Origin of the sequence: Flaviflagellibacter deserti (assembly GCF_042652085.1) — a bacterium.
Lineage (GTDB): Bacteria > Pseudomonadota > Alphaproteobacteria > Rhizobiales > Methylopilaceae > Flaviflagellibacter > Flaviflagellibacter deserti.
In genome coordinates, this window is sequence record NZ_JBHSJF010000008.1 from 1 (window position 1) to 14,224 (window position 14,224).

At 64.3% G+C, this 14,224-nt stretch carries 13 protein-coding genes; 8 read left to right on the forward strand and 5 right to left on the reverse strand.

Going from position 1 to position 14,224, the window contains the following annotated elements:
• The first annotated feature begins 168 nt into the window (after positions 1–168).
• Both ACFPFW_RS15640 and ACFPFW_RS15645 read left to right on the forward strand, forming a co-directional pair.
• A complete protein-coding gene (locus ACFPFW_RS15640; protein ID WP_379771543.1) occupies positions 169–2,235 on the forward strand; it encodes a M3 family metallopeptidase in 2,067 nt (688 codons plus the stop codon).
• 77 nt (positions 2,236–2,312) lie between these two features.
• Positions 2,313–3,287: a 2-hydroxyacid dehydrogenase gene (locus tag ACFPFW_RS15645; protein ID WP_114958279.1), complete on the forward strand. Its 975-nt coding sequence runs from the start codon at positions 2,313–2,315 to the stop codon at positions 3,285–3,287.
• Here ACFPFW_RS15645 and ACFPFW_RS15650 read toward each other — a convergent pair.
• The 4 genes from ACFPFW_RS15650 to ACFPFW_RS15665 all read right to left on the reverse strand — a co-directional run bounded on the left by ACFPFW_RS15650 (position 3,284) and on the right by ACFPFW_RS15665 (position 6,714).
• On the reverse strand, positions 3,284–3,454 hold the full coding sequence (locus ACFPFW_RS15650; RefSeq protein WP_162799772.1) for a hypothetical protein: 171 nt from the start codon (positions 3,452–3,454) through the stop codon (positions 3,284–3,286). The two genes, ACFPFW_RS15645 and ACFPFW_RS15650, sit on opposite strands and share 4 nt — an antisense overlap.
• Before the next feature lie 41 nt (positions 3,455–3,495).
• Positions 3,496–4,914, reverse strand: coding sequence for a TRAP transporter large permease (locus ACFPFW_RS15655; RefSeq protein ID WP_114958280.1), 1,419 nt, complete (start codon positions 4,912–4,914; stop codon positions 3,496–3,498).
• Positions 4,911–5,495: a TRAP transporter small permease subunit gene (locus ACFPFW_RS15660; protein ID WP_114958281.1), complete on the reverse strand. Its 585-nt coding sequence runs from the start codon at positions 5,493–5,495 to the stop codon at positions 4,911–4,913. Before ACFPFW_RS15660 ends, ACFPFW_RS15655 begins: the two co-directional genes overlap by 4 nt.
• Positions 5,496–5,562: 67 nt before the next feature.
• Positions 5,563–6,714 (reverse strand): TRAP transporter substrate-binding protein, encoded by a 1,152-nt coding sequence (locus ACFPFW_RS15665; protein WP_114958282.1) that lies wholly within the window; start codon positions 6,712–6,714, stop codon positions 5,563–5,565.
• 162 nt (positions 6,715–6,876) lie between these two features.
• On the opposite strand from ACFPFW_RS15665, the gene ACFPFW_RS15670 reads away from it, so the two are divergent.
• From ACFPFW_RS15670 to ACFPFW_RS15695, 6 genes are all read left to right on the forward strand, one after another.
• On the forward strand, positions 6,877–8,373 hold the full coding sequence (locus tag ACFPFW_RS15670) for an FAD-linked oxidase C-terminal domain-containing protein (protein WP_114958283.1): 1,497 nt from the start codon (positions 6,877–6,879) through the stop codon (positions 8,371–8,373).
• Positions 8,373–9,590, forward strand: a complete 1,218-nt coding sequence (gene glcE, locus ACFPFW_RS15675; protein WP_114958284.1) for a glycolate oxidase subunit GlcE — start codon at positions 8,373–8,375, stop codon at positions 9,588–9,590. Before ACFPFW_RS15670 ends, glcE begins: the two co-directional genes overlap by 1 nt.
• 3 nt (positions 9,591–9,593) lie before the next feature.
• Positions 9,594–10,916 (forward strand): glycolate oxidase subunit GlcF, encoded by a 1,323-nt coding sequence (glcF, locus tag ACFPFW_RS15680; protein ID WP_114958285.1) that lies wholly within the window; start codon positions 9,594–9,596, stop codon positions 10,914–10,916.
• The gene (locus ACFPFW_RS15685) at positions 10,913–11,347 is read left to right on the forward strand and encodes a GlcG/HbpS family heme-binding protein (protein ID WP_114958286.1); all 435 of its coding nucleotides are present in this window, start codon (positions 10,913–10,915) and stop codon (positions 11,345–11,347) included. Before glcF ends, ACFPFW_RS15685 begins: the two co-directional genes overlap by 4 nt.
• A gap of 5 nt (positions 11,348–11,352) precedes the next feature.
• A complete protein-coding gene (locus ACFPFW_RS15690; protein WP_114958287.1) occupies positions 11,353–12,513 on the forward strand; it encodes an alpha-hydroxy acid oxidase in 1,161 nt (386 codons plus the stop codon).
• 72 nt (positions 12,514–12,585) lie between these two features.
• Positions 12,586–13,836 (forward strand): Hsp70 family protein, encoded by a 1,251-nt coding sequence (locus ACFPFW_RS15695; RefSeq protein ID WP_114958288.1) that lies wholly within the window; start codon positions 12,586–12,588, stop codon positions 13,834–13,836.
• A gap of 105 nt (positions 13,837–13,941) precedes the next feature.
• Here ACFPFW_RS15695 and ACFPFW_RS15700 read toward each other — a convergent pair whose 3' ends face one another.
• Entirely contained in the window at positions 13,942–14,079 is a 138-nt protein-coding gene (locus ACFPFW_RS15700; protein ID WP_162799770.1) for a hypothetical protein, read from the reverse strand.
• Positions 14,080–14,224: the final 145 nt, after the last annotated feature.

The window sequence follows — 14,224 nt, forward strand, 5'->3', positions numbered from 1 at the left end:
CCGCATCGTCGTCGTCACCGAGACCGGCATCGCCGAACAGGGCAACCACACCGACCTCGTTGCCCGCCACGGAACCTACCGCCGGCTGCACGACGCGCAGCTCCTGGGTGCTTGAGGCTCCGGCCGCGCGCTATAACTTCTCCAATCCCCCGCCTGATGGAGTGCCCGATGTCGTCTGCCAACCCGCTGCTCGACGCCTGGAAGACGCCGTTCGAGGCGCCTCCCTTCGACAAGATCACACCAGCGGATTACCGCCCGGCCTTTGACGCGGCGCTGGAGAAGCACCGCGCCGAGGTCGCCGCCATTGCCTCCTCGACCGAGGAGCCGAGCTTCCAGAACGTCATCGAGGCGATGGAGGACAGCGGCCGCGCGCTCGATCGCGTCAGCTCCACCTTCTTCAATCTGGCGGGCGCACATACGAACGACGAACTCGAAGCGATCGAGCGCGACATGGCGCCGATCCTGTCGCGGCACGACAGCGAGATCTATCTCAACGACGAGCTATTCCGCCGCGTCGACGCGCTCTACCAGCGCCGCGACCAGCTTTCGCTGACGCCTGAGCAGAACCGCGTCCTTGAGCGCTACCACACCGCGTTCGTCCGGTCCGGCGGAGGCAAGCCCGAGGCGGTGAAGAAGCGCCTCGCCGAAATCTCCGAGCGCCTCGCGACGCTTTCCACCACCTTCGGCCAGAACATCCTGGCTGACGAACGCTCGTGGACGCTCGTACTCGACAGCGAAGCCGATCTCGACGGCCTGTCCGAAGCCCAGATCGCCGCCGCGGCGAAGGCGGCCGAGGATCGCGGCCTCGCCGGCAAGCATGTGATCACGCTGTCGCGCTCCAGCGTCGAGCCGTTCCTGCAATCGTCCCGTCGCCGCGATCTACGCGAGAAGGCGTTCATGGCCTGGATTTCGCGCGGCGAGCATTCGGGCGCGAACGACAACCGGCCGCTCGTCGCCGAAATGGTCGCACTCCGGGCCGAACGTGCCCGCCTGCTCGGCTTCGAGACCTTCGCCGCCTACAAGCTCGACGACACGATGGCGAAGACGCCGGACGCCGTGCGCGGCCTGCTGAAACAGGTCTGGGCGCCGGCCAAGACCCGCGCCGCGAAGGAGCGCGCCGACCTTCAGGAACTGGCGGCGCGGCAGGGCGACAATATCGAGATCGAGGCCTGGGACTGGCGCTATTATTCGGAAGCGCTGCGCCGCGAGCGCTACGATCTCGACGATGCCGAGATCAAGCCGTACCTCCAGCTCGACCGCATCATCGAGGCCGCCTTCGACACCGCGACACGACTGTTCGGCGTCACCTTCAAGGAGCGCCACGACGTGCCGGTCTATCACCCGGACGTCCGCGCCTGGGAAGTGACATCCGCCGACGGCAAGCATGTCGGCCTGTTCCTCGGCGACTATTTCGCCCGGCCGTCGAAGCATTCCGGCGCGTGGATGACGAGCTTCCGCAATCAGGAGCGGCTCGCGGGCGAGATCCGCCCGATCATCCTCAACGTGATGAACTTCTCGAAGCCGCCGGAGGGGAAGCCGGCGCTGATCGGCATGGACGATGCGCGGACTTTGTTCCACGAATTCGGCCACGGCCTGCACGGTCTGCTGTCCGACGTCACCTATCCACTCGTCTCGGGCACGCATGTCTCGCGCGATTTCGTCGAACTGCCGTCGCAGCTCTACGAACACTGGCTGGAAGAACCGGAAGTGCTGAGCCGCTTCGCCGTCCACCACGAGACCGGCGAGCCGATGCCGGAAGCGCTGCTGTCGCGCCTCCTCGCGGCGCGGCGGTTCAACCAGGGCTTCGCGACCGTCGAATACACCGCCTCGGCGCTCGTCGATCTCGAATTCCATCTCCTGCCGAGCGCCGACGGCCTCGACCCGATCCGCTTCGAGCGCGACGTACTGGAGAAGATCGGCATGCCGCGCGCGATCGTGATGCGCCATCGCACGCCGCATTTCTCGCACGTGTTCTCGGGCGGTTATTCGGCCGGCTATTACAGCTATCTCTGGTCCGAAGTGCTCGATGCCGACGCGTTCGACGCCTTCAAGGAAACGGGCAACATCTTCGACCCGACCACTGCGACGAAGCTCCGGGACTACATCTACTCCGCAGGCGGCCGGCAGGATCCGCACGACGCGTATCGCAACTTCCGCGGCCGCGACGCCTCGCCGGAAGCGCTGCTGAAGAAGCGCGGTCTCAACGCCGTCGATCTCGCCACAGCCGAGGTCTGAACACCCGCCGAAGTGAATTTTGCATTCACTTCGGCGCTTCCGGCAGCCTACACTCAGGCTTCACTCTGGGAGGAACGATGTCGAAGCCCGACGTGCTGATGCTGAACGCCATGCGCCCCTTCGTGGAGGGCGCGCTGTCTCCCTCCTTCGAAATCCATCGTCTGTGGGAAGCGCCTGACCCGAATGCGCTGATTGCCGAGGTCGGTCCGCGTATCATGGCGATCACCGGTTTCGGCGGGCGTATCCCGCGCGAGTTGATCGAGCGGCTGCCGGAGCTGAAGATCATCTCGACGTCGAGCGTCGGCTATGACGGCATCGACGTGAAGGCCGCCGCCGAGCACGGCGTGGTCGTCACCAACACCCCGGACGTGCTGACCGACGAGGTCGCCGACCTCGCGCTCGGCCTGCTGCTCGCGACGATCCGCGAGATCCCGCGCGCCGAACATCACCTGCGCTCGGGGCAGTGGCCGCGGGGCACGTATCCGCTCACGACGACGTTGCGCGGCCGCAAGGTCGGCATCATCGGCCTCGGCCGCATCGGCAAGGCGATCGCCCAGCGCGTTGCGGCGTTCGACGTGCCGGTGTCCTATTACGGTCGACACAAGCAGGCCGGCGTCAGCTACCCCTATGTCGACTCGCTTCTCGGGCTCGCGAAGGATGTCGACGTCCTGATCTGTGTCGCGCCAGGTGGCGCGGAGACGCAACGCATGATCGGTCGCGAGGTCTTCGAGGCGCTTGGACCGAACGGGATTTTCATCAATGTTGGCCGCGGCTCGGTCGTCGACGAGGCAGCGCTTGTCCACGCGCTGAGGAACGGCACGATCCTGTCGGCCGGCCTTGATGTCTTCGAGAATGAACCGCATGTCCCGGCGGAGCTGATCGCCCTGCCGAACGCGGTTCTGCTGCCGCATGTCGCATCGGCCTCCGACCATACCCGCGATGCAATGGCGAAGCTCGCCGTCGACAATCTGCTGGCCTGGGCAAAGGGAGAGGCGCCCCTGACGCCGGTGCCAGAAACGCCATGGCCGCCCGTAAAGGCCGGGGTGATCTAGCGGGCGCCGTCAGGGGTGCGGTGCACGAAAAGATCGTAGCCGCACAGCACGACGCAGACGACCAGGACAGAGCCGAGGTCGAGCCTCGGCACATAGCTGATCAGTACCCCGAGAAATGCGCACAAGAGCGCGAATGCGAGGACCGACAGCAGGTGTTGCAGCATCATCTCCAGTCTCCTCGATAGGCGTTAACGTGCCCGCTCCACAGTTACCTGCCATAGAAGCTGTTCGGCAGGTAGAAGACTGTCTGCGGGAACAGATAGAGCAGCGCCATGCACAAGAACACCATTCCGAGGAACGGCATCACGCCTCGGAAAATCTCCGTGAGTTTCACATCCGGCGGCGCAATGCCCTTCAGATAATAAGCCGACATCGCCATTGGCGGCGTCAGGAACGAGGTCTGGAGGTTGACCGCAACCAAAACGCCGAAGAACAGCGGATCGATGTTGAAGAGCGGCAGGAGCGGCAGGAAGATCGGCACGAAGATGATGATGATCTCCGACCACTCCAGTGGCCAGCCGAGCAGGAAGATGATGAGCTGCGCCATCAGCAGGAACTGCAAAGGCGTCAGATTGAGGCCGCGCACGAATTCCGAAATGATCTGCTCGCCGCCGAGATATGAGAAGACAGACGAGAAGACGTAAGAACCAACGAACAGCCAGCAGACCATGGCTGTCGTGCGGACGGTGAGATAAACGGCCTCGCGAAGCCGCTGGAAGGTCAGCGCGTGGTAGGCGACGGCGAGGATGAGCCCGCCCAGTGCGCCTATGGCGGCCGCCTCCGTCGGTGTCGCAAGTCCAAACAGGATCGAGCCAAGAACGGCCAGGATGAGAACAGCGAGCGGCAGGAACGACGTTACGACCATAAAGATCAGCCGGCCGTAGGGCACGTCGGGGACCTCATCCTTGGTGGGTCGCGGCGCCGAGCTCGGCTGGAGGAGCGACCGCGCCACCACGTAAACAAGATAGAGCCCGACGAGAATGAAGCCGGGCACCAGCGCCCCCGCGTAGAGCTTCACGATCGAGACGCCTGACGCCGCCGCATATACGATCAGCATGATCGAGGGCGGGATCAGAATGCCAAGCGTGCCGCCGGCGCAAATGATGCCGGCTGCAAACGACTTGTCGTAGCGCGCCTTCAACATTGCGGGCAATGCGAGCAGGCCCATCAATGTCACGACAGCTCCAACGATGCCGGTCGCCGTGGCAAACAGCGCGCAGGTGACGAGCGCCGCGACACCCATCGAGCCGGGAATGTTTTTCGAGGCGATGTTCAGCGTGGTGAAAAGACGGTCGACAATGTTGGCGCGTTCTACGATGTAGCCCATGAAGAGGAAGAGCGGCACTGCCGTTAGCACCTCATTGCTCATCACGGAGTAAGTCTGGTTTATGAAGAGATCGAAGATGCGGTTGTTGAAGAACCCCTCGATCCAGAGCGACACGCTGTCATACGAGGACGCGGTGTCCTGCAGCCGATTGTATGCGCGCCACATCCGTGCAGGCTCGAAATAGGCGTAGTAGCCGAAGCCGACCCCCATCGCCATGAGCGTAAAAGCGATGGGGAACCCGAGAAACACGAAGACGATGAACAGCCCCAGCATCGTCAGGGCGATTTGCGGATCGGTCATGGATGAGCGTCGCTTTCTGCTTTCGTTGCCTCGTTGAGCAGCATGTCCTCGGTTTCGCGGACATCTTCCTCGGGCCGGTACCATTCGCCGGTCCGAATGCACTGTATGCACTTGCAGATTTCCGCGATGCCTTGAATGAACAAGAGCGCGCCTGCGACCGCCATAACGGTCTTGAACTGGAAGATTGGGATACCCGCCGGGCTGTTGACGCTGACTTCGCCGTAACGCCAGGAGCGGGCGGCGTATCCGCCGCCGACGACGATGAGCGCCGTGACGCCCGGGAAGAAGAACAAGCAATAGAGCACGAGGTCGATCGACGCCTGCACGCGCGGCTTCCAGAGCCGGTAGACGAAATCGCCGCGCACATGCCCGCCGCGGGAAAGCGTGTAGGCCCCGCCCATCATGAAGAGCGTGCCATACATGATGAAGGAGACATCGAAAGCCCAAGGCGTCGGACTATTCAGAACGTAGCGGACGAACACTTCATAGCTCGTCCCGAACGTCATCAGGACGATGAGCCAAGCGAAGGTCTTACCGAACGCCGCCGACAGGGAGTCTGCGAAACGGATGAAAGAGAGCATGAATTCGGTTCCTTGCAGAAGTGCCCGGCGGCGAGAGCCGCCAGGCATTGCTACATTTCTGCGAGGTTCAGACCTTGGCTGGCAGCTTGCCGGGGAAGAAGTGCTCGTAAGCAAGCCTGTAATCGGGCGCGTTGAGGATTTCGTAGTACGTCACCCGCTCGACCCAGGCGCGCTGGCTGTCCAGCACCTTCTTGATGAACGGATCCTGCTCGAGCGGGCCGATCATCGCTGTCCAGGCATCGAGCTGCGCTTGAAGGATTTCGGACGACGTCTGGTGGATTTTAACGCCCTTCTCGTTCTGGAGCTTCTGCAGGTCGGCCGAATAATTATCGAGGGCAAAGGCCGTGTTGTAGGTCGACACTGCCTCCACGCCGTATTCGACGATCGCCCGCAAGTCTTCCGGAAGATCCTCGAGGAAATCCTGATTGAACAGGAATTCGAACGCCTCGCTCGCCTGATGGTAGGATCCGAGATAGTAGTTCTTCGCGACGTCCTGGGAACCGAAGCGAATGTCGGACGACGGGTTGTTGAACTCGAAGGCGTCGATGACGCCTCGCTCCATGGCAGGCACAATTTCGCCGCCAGGAAGCTGTGCGACGCTCATCCCCATGGACTGGAACAGGTCGGCAGCAAGACCGACCGTCCGGTACTTGAAGCCCTTGACGTCCGCAACGGTGTTCACTTCTTTCTTGAACCAACCGAACGGCTGCGCCGGCATCGGGAAACCAAGCAGGCCGACGACCTTGAGGCCCATTTTCTCCTGCGTGAGCTCGCGATAGAGCTCGCGGCCACCGCCTTGGTAAAACCAGGACAGCATGGTCGTTGGATTGCCGCCGAACACCGGACCGGTGCCGAATAGCGACGCCGCCTTGTTCTTTCCGTACCAATACGCGCAGACGGAGTGAGCGGCATCCAGAACGCCATCATTTACGGCATCCATCACCTGGAAGGCGCCAACAACCGCGCCGGCAGGCAAAAGATCGATCTTGATGCGGCCGCCGGACATCTTCTGGACGCGATCGGCATATTGTCCCGCCATCGTCTGCCAAATGTCAGAAGCCGGCCAGGACGACTGCATCTTCATCACGATGGGAGACTGCGCGACCACAACGTTCGGGGCTGCAACCGCAGCACCGGCCACGGCCGCGCCCGTCAGGAATTTGCGGCGACCGATGGAGCCCTTGTTCCCTGCCTCTTTATTGGGGTTCTCTTCACGCATGGGAGTCCCTCTGTTTTGCAGCGCTTTTTTGCGCTTGCTGGTTCGTTTCTTCCCTTTGCGCCGTGAGGCGCTTTATGTACGGTCACTTTCCGCGACCTGCGTGAATTATGAATGCACTTGTAGCGGGAAGCTAGACTTTATGATGAGACGCGGACGGAAAAGATGAGCGGTCTCAAGATGCCTGCTCCGAATTCAGGCGTTTTGGCACGTCGGGCGGAAATCGCGCGAGCTCTTTCCGCGATCGTGCCCGGAGAAGGCGTGGTTTCAACCCAGGACGGCATGCGTCCGTTCGAGACCGACGGGCTGACCGCCTACCGCCAGATGCCGCTCGTCGTCGTGCTCCCCGAGACCACCGAACAGGTCTCGAAAGTTCTCCGCTACTGCCACGAAAACGAGATCCCGGTTGTGCCCCGCGGCTCAGGCACGTCCCTGTCCGGTGGAGCTATTCCGCTCGAGGATGGCGTGCTGCTGGCGATGACACGGTTTAACCGCGTGCTCGAGATCGACTACGAGAACCGTGCGGTCACGGTGCAGCCCGGCGTCACCAATCTCGCTGTGACGAAGGCGGTGTCGGAAAAGGGATTCTACTACGCGCCCGACCCGTCGTCGCAGATCGCCTGTTCGATCGGCGGCAATGTCGCGGAGAATTCCGGCGGCGTGCACTGCCTGAAATACGGCCTGACCGCGAACAACCTGCTCGGCGTCGAAATCGTGCTGATCTCGGGCGAAGTGGTTCGGCTCGGCGGCAAGCATCTCGATTCCGAAGGCTACGATCTGCTCGGTCTGGTGACCGGCTCGGAAGGCCTGCTCGGCGTCGTCACCGAGGTGACGGTCCGCATCCTGCAATCGCCGGAGACCGCGCGTGCGGTGCTGTTCGGCTTCGACACCTCCGAGGCCGGCGGGGCGGCGGTCGCGGCGATCATCGCGGCCGGCATCATTCCGGGCGGCATGGAGATGATGGACCGCCCGGCGATCCACGCAACAGAAGCCTATGTCGGCGCGGGCTATCCGCTCGACGTCGAGGCTCTGCTGATCGTCGAGCTCGACGGCCCGAAGGGCGAGGTCGATCATCTGATCGGCGAGGTCGAGAAGATCGCGTCGGCCTGCGGCTCGGTCTATGTGCGGGTGTCACAGACAGAAGCCGAGCGCGCCGCGTTCTGGCTCGGCCGGAAGGCCGCGTTCCCGGCGGTCGGACGCCTCGCGCCGGATTATCTCTGCATGGACGGCACGATCCCGAGGAAGACGCTGCCGCAGGTGCTCGCCGCCATGCGCGAGATGTCGGTGCATTACGGGCTCGAAGTCGCCAACGTGTTCCACGCCGGCGACGGCAATCTCCATCCTCTGATCCTCTACGACGCCAACATCCCCGGTCAGCTCGACAAGGCCGAGGCGTTCGGCGCCGACATCCTGAAACTGTGCGTGAAGGTCGGCGGTGTGCTGACCGGCGAACACGGCGTCGGCATCGAGAAGCGCGATTTGATGGGCGAGATGTTCGACGATATCGACCTCAGCCATCAGCAACGGGTCAAATGCGCCTTCGACCCGCAGCATTTGCTCAACCCTGGCAAGATGTTCCCTGTCCTGCATCGTTGCGCCGAGCTCGGCCGCATGCACGTTCACAAGGGTCAGTTGCCCCATCCCGATTTGCCCAGATTCTGATGCTTGACCTTGCAGTACTGTCCCGTCCCAAGACCCAGTCCGACGTGCTCGACCTCATCCAGCAGGCCGCCGAACGCAAGGAGCCGGTCGAGGTCGTAGGCCAGGGTTCGCGACGCGGCGTCGGCCATCATGTCGATGCCGCGCATGTGCTCGATCTGTCCGAACTGTCTGGCGTGATTTCCTATGAGCCGGACGAACTGGTCCTGACCGCCAAGGCCGGCACGTCGCTAGCCGAGATCGAGCGTCTGCTCGCGGCGGAAAAACAGGAATTGGCCTTCGAGCCGATCGATCACGGCCTGCTGTTCGGCCACCCGGCCGGGCGCGGCACGCTCGGCGGGGTCATCGCCTCGAATGCGAGCGGACCGCGCCGCTTGAAGGCGGGAGCGGCACGAGACCATGTGCTCGGCGTCCATGCGGTGTCGGGGCGCGGAGAGGCGTTCAAATCGGGCGGTCGCGTCGTCAAGAACGTCACCGGTTACGACCTGTCCAAGGGCATGGCGGGATCCTGGGGAACGCTCGCCGTCATCACGGAGATCTCCGTGAAGGTCCTGCCGCGCGCCGAAACCTCGGCGACGATCGCGATCATGGGACTCGACGACAAAGCGGGCGTGGCCGCGCTCTGCGCGGCGATGGGCTCGGCGGCGGAGATTTCGGGTGCGGCACACATCCCGGCCGCCGTTGCAGCCAATCTGCCGGTCGCCGAATTACAGGGCGCCTCCTGCACGCTGATGCGCCTCGAAGGCTTCGAGCCCTCGGTCGTGTACCGCGCCGGTCGCGTCGCCGAGATGTTCGCCACGGCGGGCGAGATCGTCCGGGTCGATGCGGACGCTTCGGCGAAGCTCTGGCGGTCGATCCGCGATGTCGAGCCCTTCGCCGGCCTCTCAACTCCGCTCTGGCGCTTCAGCGTCACGCCGATGGAGGCTCCCGCAATCGTGGATGCATTGGCGCGCCAGTTCGCGTTCCGTCACGTCTACGACTGGTCGGGCGGGCTAATTTGGCTCGAGCCGGTCGACGCGCCGTCGCACGGCCATGCCTCGGTGATCCGCGCCGCGATCCAGGCGCGCGGCGGCGGTCACGCGACGCTGATCCGCAGCGCAAACGTGACCGAGAACGTGCCCCGCTTCGAGCCGCAGCCTGCCGCTCTCGCGGGACTTTCTCAGCGCCTCAAGGAAGGCTTCGATCCGCTGAACATCCTCAATCCCGGCCGGATGGGCTGAACCATGCAGACCCATTTCACCCTGGCCCAGCTCGCCGATCCCGACGTCAAGGAAGCCGAGCGCATCATCCGGAAATGCGTGCATTGCGGGTTCTGCCTCGCTACGTGCCCGACCTATCTCGAACTCGGCAACGAGCTCGATAGCCCGCGCGGCCGCATCTACCTGATCAAGGACATGCTGGAGCACGACAAGCCCGCGTCCGCCGAGGTCACGCTTCATATCGACCGCTGCCTGTCGTGCCTGTCCTGCGCGACGACCTGCCCGTCTGGCGTCGACTACATGCACCTCGTCGACCGCGCGCGCGTCCACATCGAAAACACGTACAAACGGCCCTTCGCCGACCGGCTGGTGCGCGACGTGCTGGCATTGGTGCTGCCCTATCCCGGCCGCTTCCGCATGGCGCTCGCGGCCGCCAGGATCGCCCGGCCGCTGGCGCCGCTGTTCGACGCGATGGGCGGGCCGTTCCGGCGGCTGGCGGCGATGCTGCGGCTGTCGTCGGGGCCGAAGCGAGCGCCGCTCGCCAGCAAGCCGATCGTGCTGCCGGCGGTGCCGAAAGCGCGCGTCGCGATCCTGCAGGGCTGCGCGCAATCGGTGCTCGATCCCGGCATCAACCAGGCGACCGAACGCCTGCTCGCCCGGCTCGGCGTCGAGGTCGTCGCCATCCCGGATGAAGGCTGCTGCGGCGCGCTCACCCACCATATGGGCCGGGACGATTCCGCGCGTGCCTTCGCCCGCAGGAACATCGACGCCTGGACCCGCGAGATCGATGGCAAGGGCCTCGACGCTATCCTGATCACGACGTCGGGCTGCGGCACGGTGGTGAAGGATTACGGCCATCTGTTCGCGGACGATCTGACCTATGCCGGCAGAGCGAAGGAGATCGCGCGGCGCGCAAAGGACATCTCCGAGTTCCTGGCGACGCTCGACCTCCCGACGAAGCCCTCGACCGGCCTCGCGGTCGCCTATCATTCGGCCTGTTCGCTGCAGCACGGCCAGCGCGTCATCGCCCAGCCTCGCCAGCTGCTGGAGAAGGCTGGCTTTGCGCTGAACGAGATTCCGGAAGGCCATATCTGCTGCGGCTCGGCCGGTACCTACAACATCCTTCACCCGGACATCGCCGACCGTCTGCGCGACCGGAAGCTGAAGAACATCGCCAAGACCGGCGCGCCGATCATCGTCACCGGCAATATCGGCTGCATCACCCAGCTCGCATCCGGCACCGAAACTCCGGTCCTCCATCTGGTCGAACTTCTCGACTGGGCGTACGGAGGTCCGCGTCCGACGCAGCTCGCGCCGGAGACCACCGAAACGAGGACGACGACGTGACCCTGACGCTGCAACAGACCCAGACCATCCTCTCGGCCGCGCTCGACCACGCCAAGCAGACCGATATGAAGCCTGTCTCGATCGTCGTGCTCGACGCGCGCGGCGCGCTGAAAGGTGCGATCTCGATGGACGGTACCAGCCTCAAGCGCGCCTCGATCGCGACCGGCAAGGCGAACGGCGCGATCTCGCTCGGCATGGGCTCGCGCTCGCTGTTCAAGCGCGCGAAGGAGCAGGCCTTCTTCATCGCCGCCGCCACCGAGGCGATCGGCGGCTCGCTGGTCCCGGTTCCGGGCGGCGTCCTGATCCGCGATGGCGCCGGCGAAATCCTCGGCGCTGTGGGCATTTCGGGTTGCACCTCGGAGAACGACGAAGCCGCCGCGATGGCGGGCATCAAGGCTGCAGGCCTCAACAGCGATCCCGGACAGGACTGAACGACATGGCCGCAGTCACGACCGTCGCCGATCTTCGGGCGATCGCAAGACGGCGCATTCCGCGCGCGATCTTCGACTATGCCGACTGCGGCTCCTACAACGAGACGACCTTGCGCGCGAACAAGGCCGATCTCGACGCGATCGGCCTGCGCCAGCGTGTCCTGATCGACGTCTCCGAGCGCAATGTGAAAACGACGCTCGTCGGAGAGGATGCGGTGATGCCGCTCGCGATCGCGCCGACGGGACTGACCGGCCTGTTCCATCGCGACGGCGAGATCCAGGGCGCGCTTGCGGCGCAGGAATTCGGCATTCCGTTCTGCCTGTCAACGATGTCGATCTGCTCGATCGAGGATGTCCGCGCGGCCGTCTCGAAGCCGTTCTGGTTCCAGCTCTACGTCATGCGTGACCGCGGCTTCGCCGCATCGCTGATCGAGCGGGCGAAGGCGGCCGAATGCTCGGCCCTGGTGCTGACGCTCGATTTGCAGATTCAGGGCCAGCGGCACCGCGACATCAAGAACGGGCTGACCGTTCCGCCCAGGATGACCCTGGCAAACGCCATCGACATCGCAACCAAGCCGGGCTGGGCAACGAGCGTGCTGCGCGGCAAGCGCCGCAGCTTCGGCAATCTGCAGGATCGCGTCCCCGGAGCCGGCAGCCTGACGACCCTCTCGCAATGGATTGCCGGCCAGTTCGACCCGTCACTGTCGTGGAAGGACGTCGAATGGGTGAAGAGCCTCTGGCCGGGCAAGCTCATTCTGAAGGGCATTCTCGACGAGGAGGACGCGAAGCTCGCGGCCGCCTGCGGCGCGGATGCGATCGTGGTCTCCAACCATGGCGGCCGCCAACTCGACGGCGCCCGTTCCTCGATCAGCGCGCTGCCCGGCGTGCTTGAGGCCGTGGACGGCCGTGTCGAGGTCCTGTTCGACGGCGGCGTGACTTCCGGCCAGGACGTGCTGAAGGCCGTGGCGCTCGGCGCGCGTGGCTGTCTCGTCGGCAAGGCCTTCCTCTGGTCGCTGGCGGCCGGCGGGCGCGCGGGTGTCGCACAGATGCTCGACATCATCCGCCGCGAGCTCGACGTCTCGATGGCGCTCACCGGGTCGAGCGACATTCACAAGGTCGGCCCGCATTCGCTGACGAGAACGGTGGCGCCAGAGCGTCCGCTCTGATATCCACCCCGGCTCCCAAGACATCCGCCCGCGCGTTCTCGCGGGCCGCCTCTCAGAATGGAGCCATTCGGCATGGCCGCCTGCGGTCTCGACTTCGGCACGTCCAACACGACGCTCGGCACGATCGCGAAGGGCCGCACGGCCCTTCTGGCGCTCGAAGGCAGCGAGGTGACGATCCCCAGCGCGATCTTCTACGAACCGCGCGGCGGCTCGCGGATCGGTCGCGCGGCGATCGGCGCCTATGTCGAGGGGCTCGACGGCCGACTGATGCGAAGCCTGAAATCGGTGCTCGGCTCCTCGCTCCTGAACGAGATCACACAGGTCGGCCGCGAGCGGTTGTCGTTCCGTCAGGTCATCGCCGGGTATATCGGCGCGGTGAAGAAGCGCGCCGAGGCCGCCTGCGGGCATGAGTTGACGCAGGTCGTGCACGGGCGCCCGGTGCATTTCGTCGACGGCAACGAGGCGGGCGACCGGAAGGCCGAGGAGGCGCTGCGCGAGATCGCGCACGAGATCGGCTTCAAGGATGTGATCTTTCAGTACGAGCCGATCGCCGCCGCGCTCGATTATGAGCAGCAGATCGACCATGAGGAGATCGCGCTGATCGCCGATATCGGCGGCGGCACGTCGGACTTCTCGATCATCAGGCTCGGCCCAGGTCACGCCAGGCGGGCGGATCGGGCGCAGGACATCCTGGCGAATGACGGCGTGCGTATCGGCGGCACGGACTTCGACCGCCAGATCAGCCTGCGCCGGATCATGCCGCAGCTCGGCATGGGCAGCCCGATGAAGCGGAAGGATCTCGACGTACCGTCGAGCTTCTTCCACGACCTCGCGAGCTGGCACTCGATCAATCGCCTCTACGATCCGGCGGTGTTGCGCAGCATCAACGAGGTCCGCCGCGACGCGGCGAAGCCCGAACTGATCGACCGGCTGGTGAAGACCGTGGAAGAGCGGCGCGGCCATGCTCTTGCGGGCGCCGTGGAAGCGGCCAAGATCGGGTTGAGCGACGTGCCGGAGACGACAATCCCGCTCGACTGGCTGGAACGCGACCTTGAGGTCTCGTTCGGACGGCACGATCTTGCGGGCGATACCGCCGATCTGGCGGATCGTATCGCGGCGCGGATTGGGAAATGCCTGGCACAGGCCGGAATCAACGCAAAGGCAGTCGACGCGGTCTTCCTGACCGGCGGCTCGACCAAGCTGACTCATGTTCGCGAGGCTATCGCCGCTTCGCTGCCAGATGCCCGAGCGGTCACCGGCGACAGCTTCGGTTCGGTCGGCCTCGGCCTGACCATCGACGCGAAGCGCCGCTTCGGTCACTGACCCGCGAAATTCTCAGGGCAGCCGCGCGCTACACGCATAAGATGCGTCGGAAACACAAAGAGCGGCCTCGCGGCCGCTCTCGAGCGTACTAGATGTTTGCTTGGATCAGCCGCGGACGAAAGCCGAAGCCGGGATGCCGAGAATGGCAAGATCCTCAGCGGACGGAGCGCGGTGGTTGCGGGCCGCATCAGCAGCGCGACGAGCAGCACCAAACATCTGCAGGACATTGATCAGGTTGTTCATGGCTTCATTCCCCATTTCTGTTGGGCACAATATGAGGGATGAGCACACGTTTGAGGAGTGTTTTGGTATACCACCGGCCATGCGTATGACGCATGGCTAGCCGATCTAGCTATGCGCAGAATTAAATTCTTGTTAACCAAAACTG

Bases quoted from the DNA above. Each gene is read 5' to 3' on its own strand.
- ACFPFW_RS15640 (WP_379771543.1), top strand. From the start codon at position 169: ATGTCGTCTGCCAACCCGCTGCTCGACGCCTGGAAGACGCCGTTCGAG.
- ACFPFW_RS15645 (WP_114958279.1), top strand. From the start codon at position 2,313: ATGTCGAAGCCCGACGTGCTGATGCTGAACGCCATGCGCCCCTTCGTG.
- ACFPFW_RS15650 (WP_162799772.1), bottom strand. From the start codon at position 3,454: ATGATGCTGCAACACCTGCTGTCGGTCCTCGCATTCGCGCTCTTGTGC.
- ACFPFW_RS15655 (WP_114958280.1), bottom strand. From the start codon at position 4,914: ATGACCGATCCGCAAATCGCCCTGACGATGCTGGGGCTGTTCATCGTC.
- ACFPFW_RS15660 (WP_114958281.1), bottom strand. From the start codon at position 5,495: ATGCTCTCTTTCATCCGTTTCGCAGACTCCCTGTCGGCGGCGTTCGGT.
- ACFPFW_RS15665 (WP_114958282.1), bottom strand. From the start codon at position 6,714: ATGCGTGAAGAGAACCCCAATAAAGAGGCAGGGAACAAGGGCTCCATC.
- ACFPFW_RS15670 (WP_114958283.1), top strand. From the start codon at position 6,877: ATGAGCGGTCTCAAGATGCCTGCTCCGAATTCAGGCGTTTTGGCACGT.
- glcE (WP_114958284.1), top strand. From the start codon at position 8,373: ATGCTTGACCTTGCAGTACTGTCCCGTCCCAAGACCCAGTCCGACGTG.
- glcF (WP_114958285.1), top strand. From the start codon at position 9,594: ATGCAGACCCATTTCACCCTGGCCCAGCTCGCCGATCCCGACGTCAAG.
- ACFPFW_RS15690 (WP_114958287.1), top strand. From the start codon at position 11,353: ATGGCCGCAGTCACGACCGTCGCCGATCTTCGGGCGATCGCAAGACGG.
- ACFPFW_RS15695 (WP_114958288.1), top strand. From the start codon at position 12,586: ATGGCCGCCTGCGGTCTCGACTTCGGCACGTCCAACACGACGCTCGGC.
- ACFPFW_RS15700 (WP_162799770.1), bottom strand. From the start codon at position 14,079: ATGAACAACCTGATCAATGTCCTGCAGATGTTTGGTGCTGCTCGTCGC.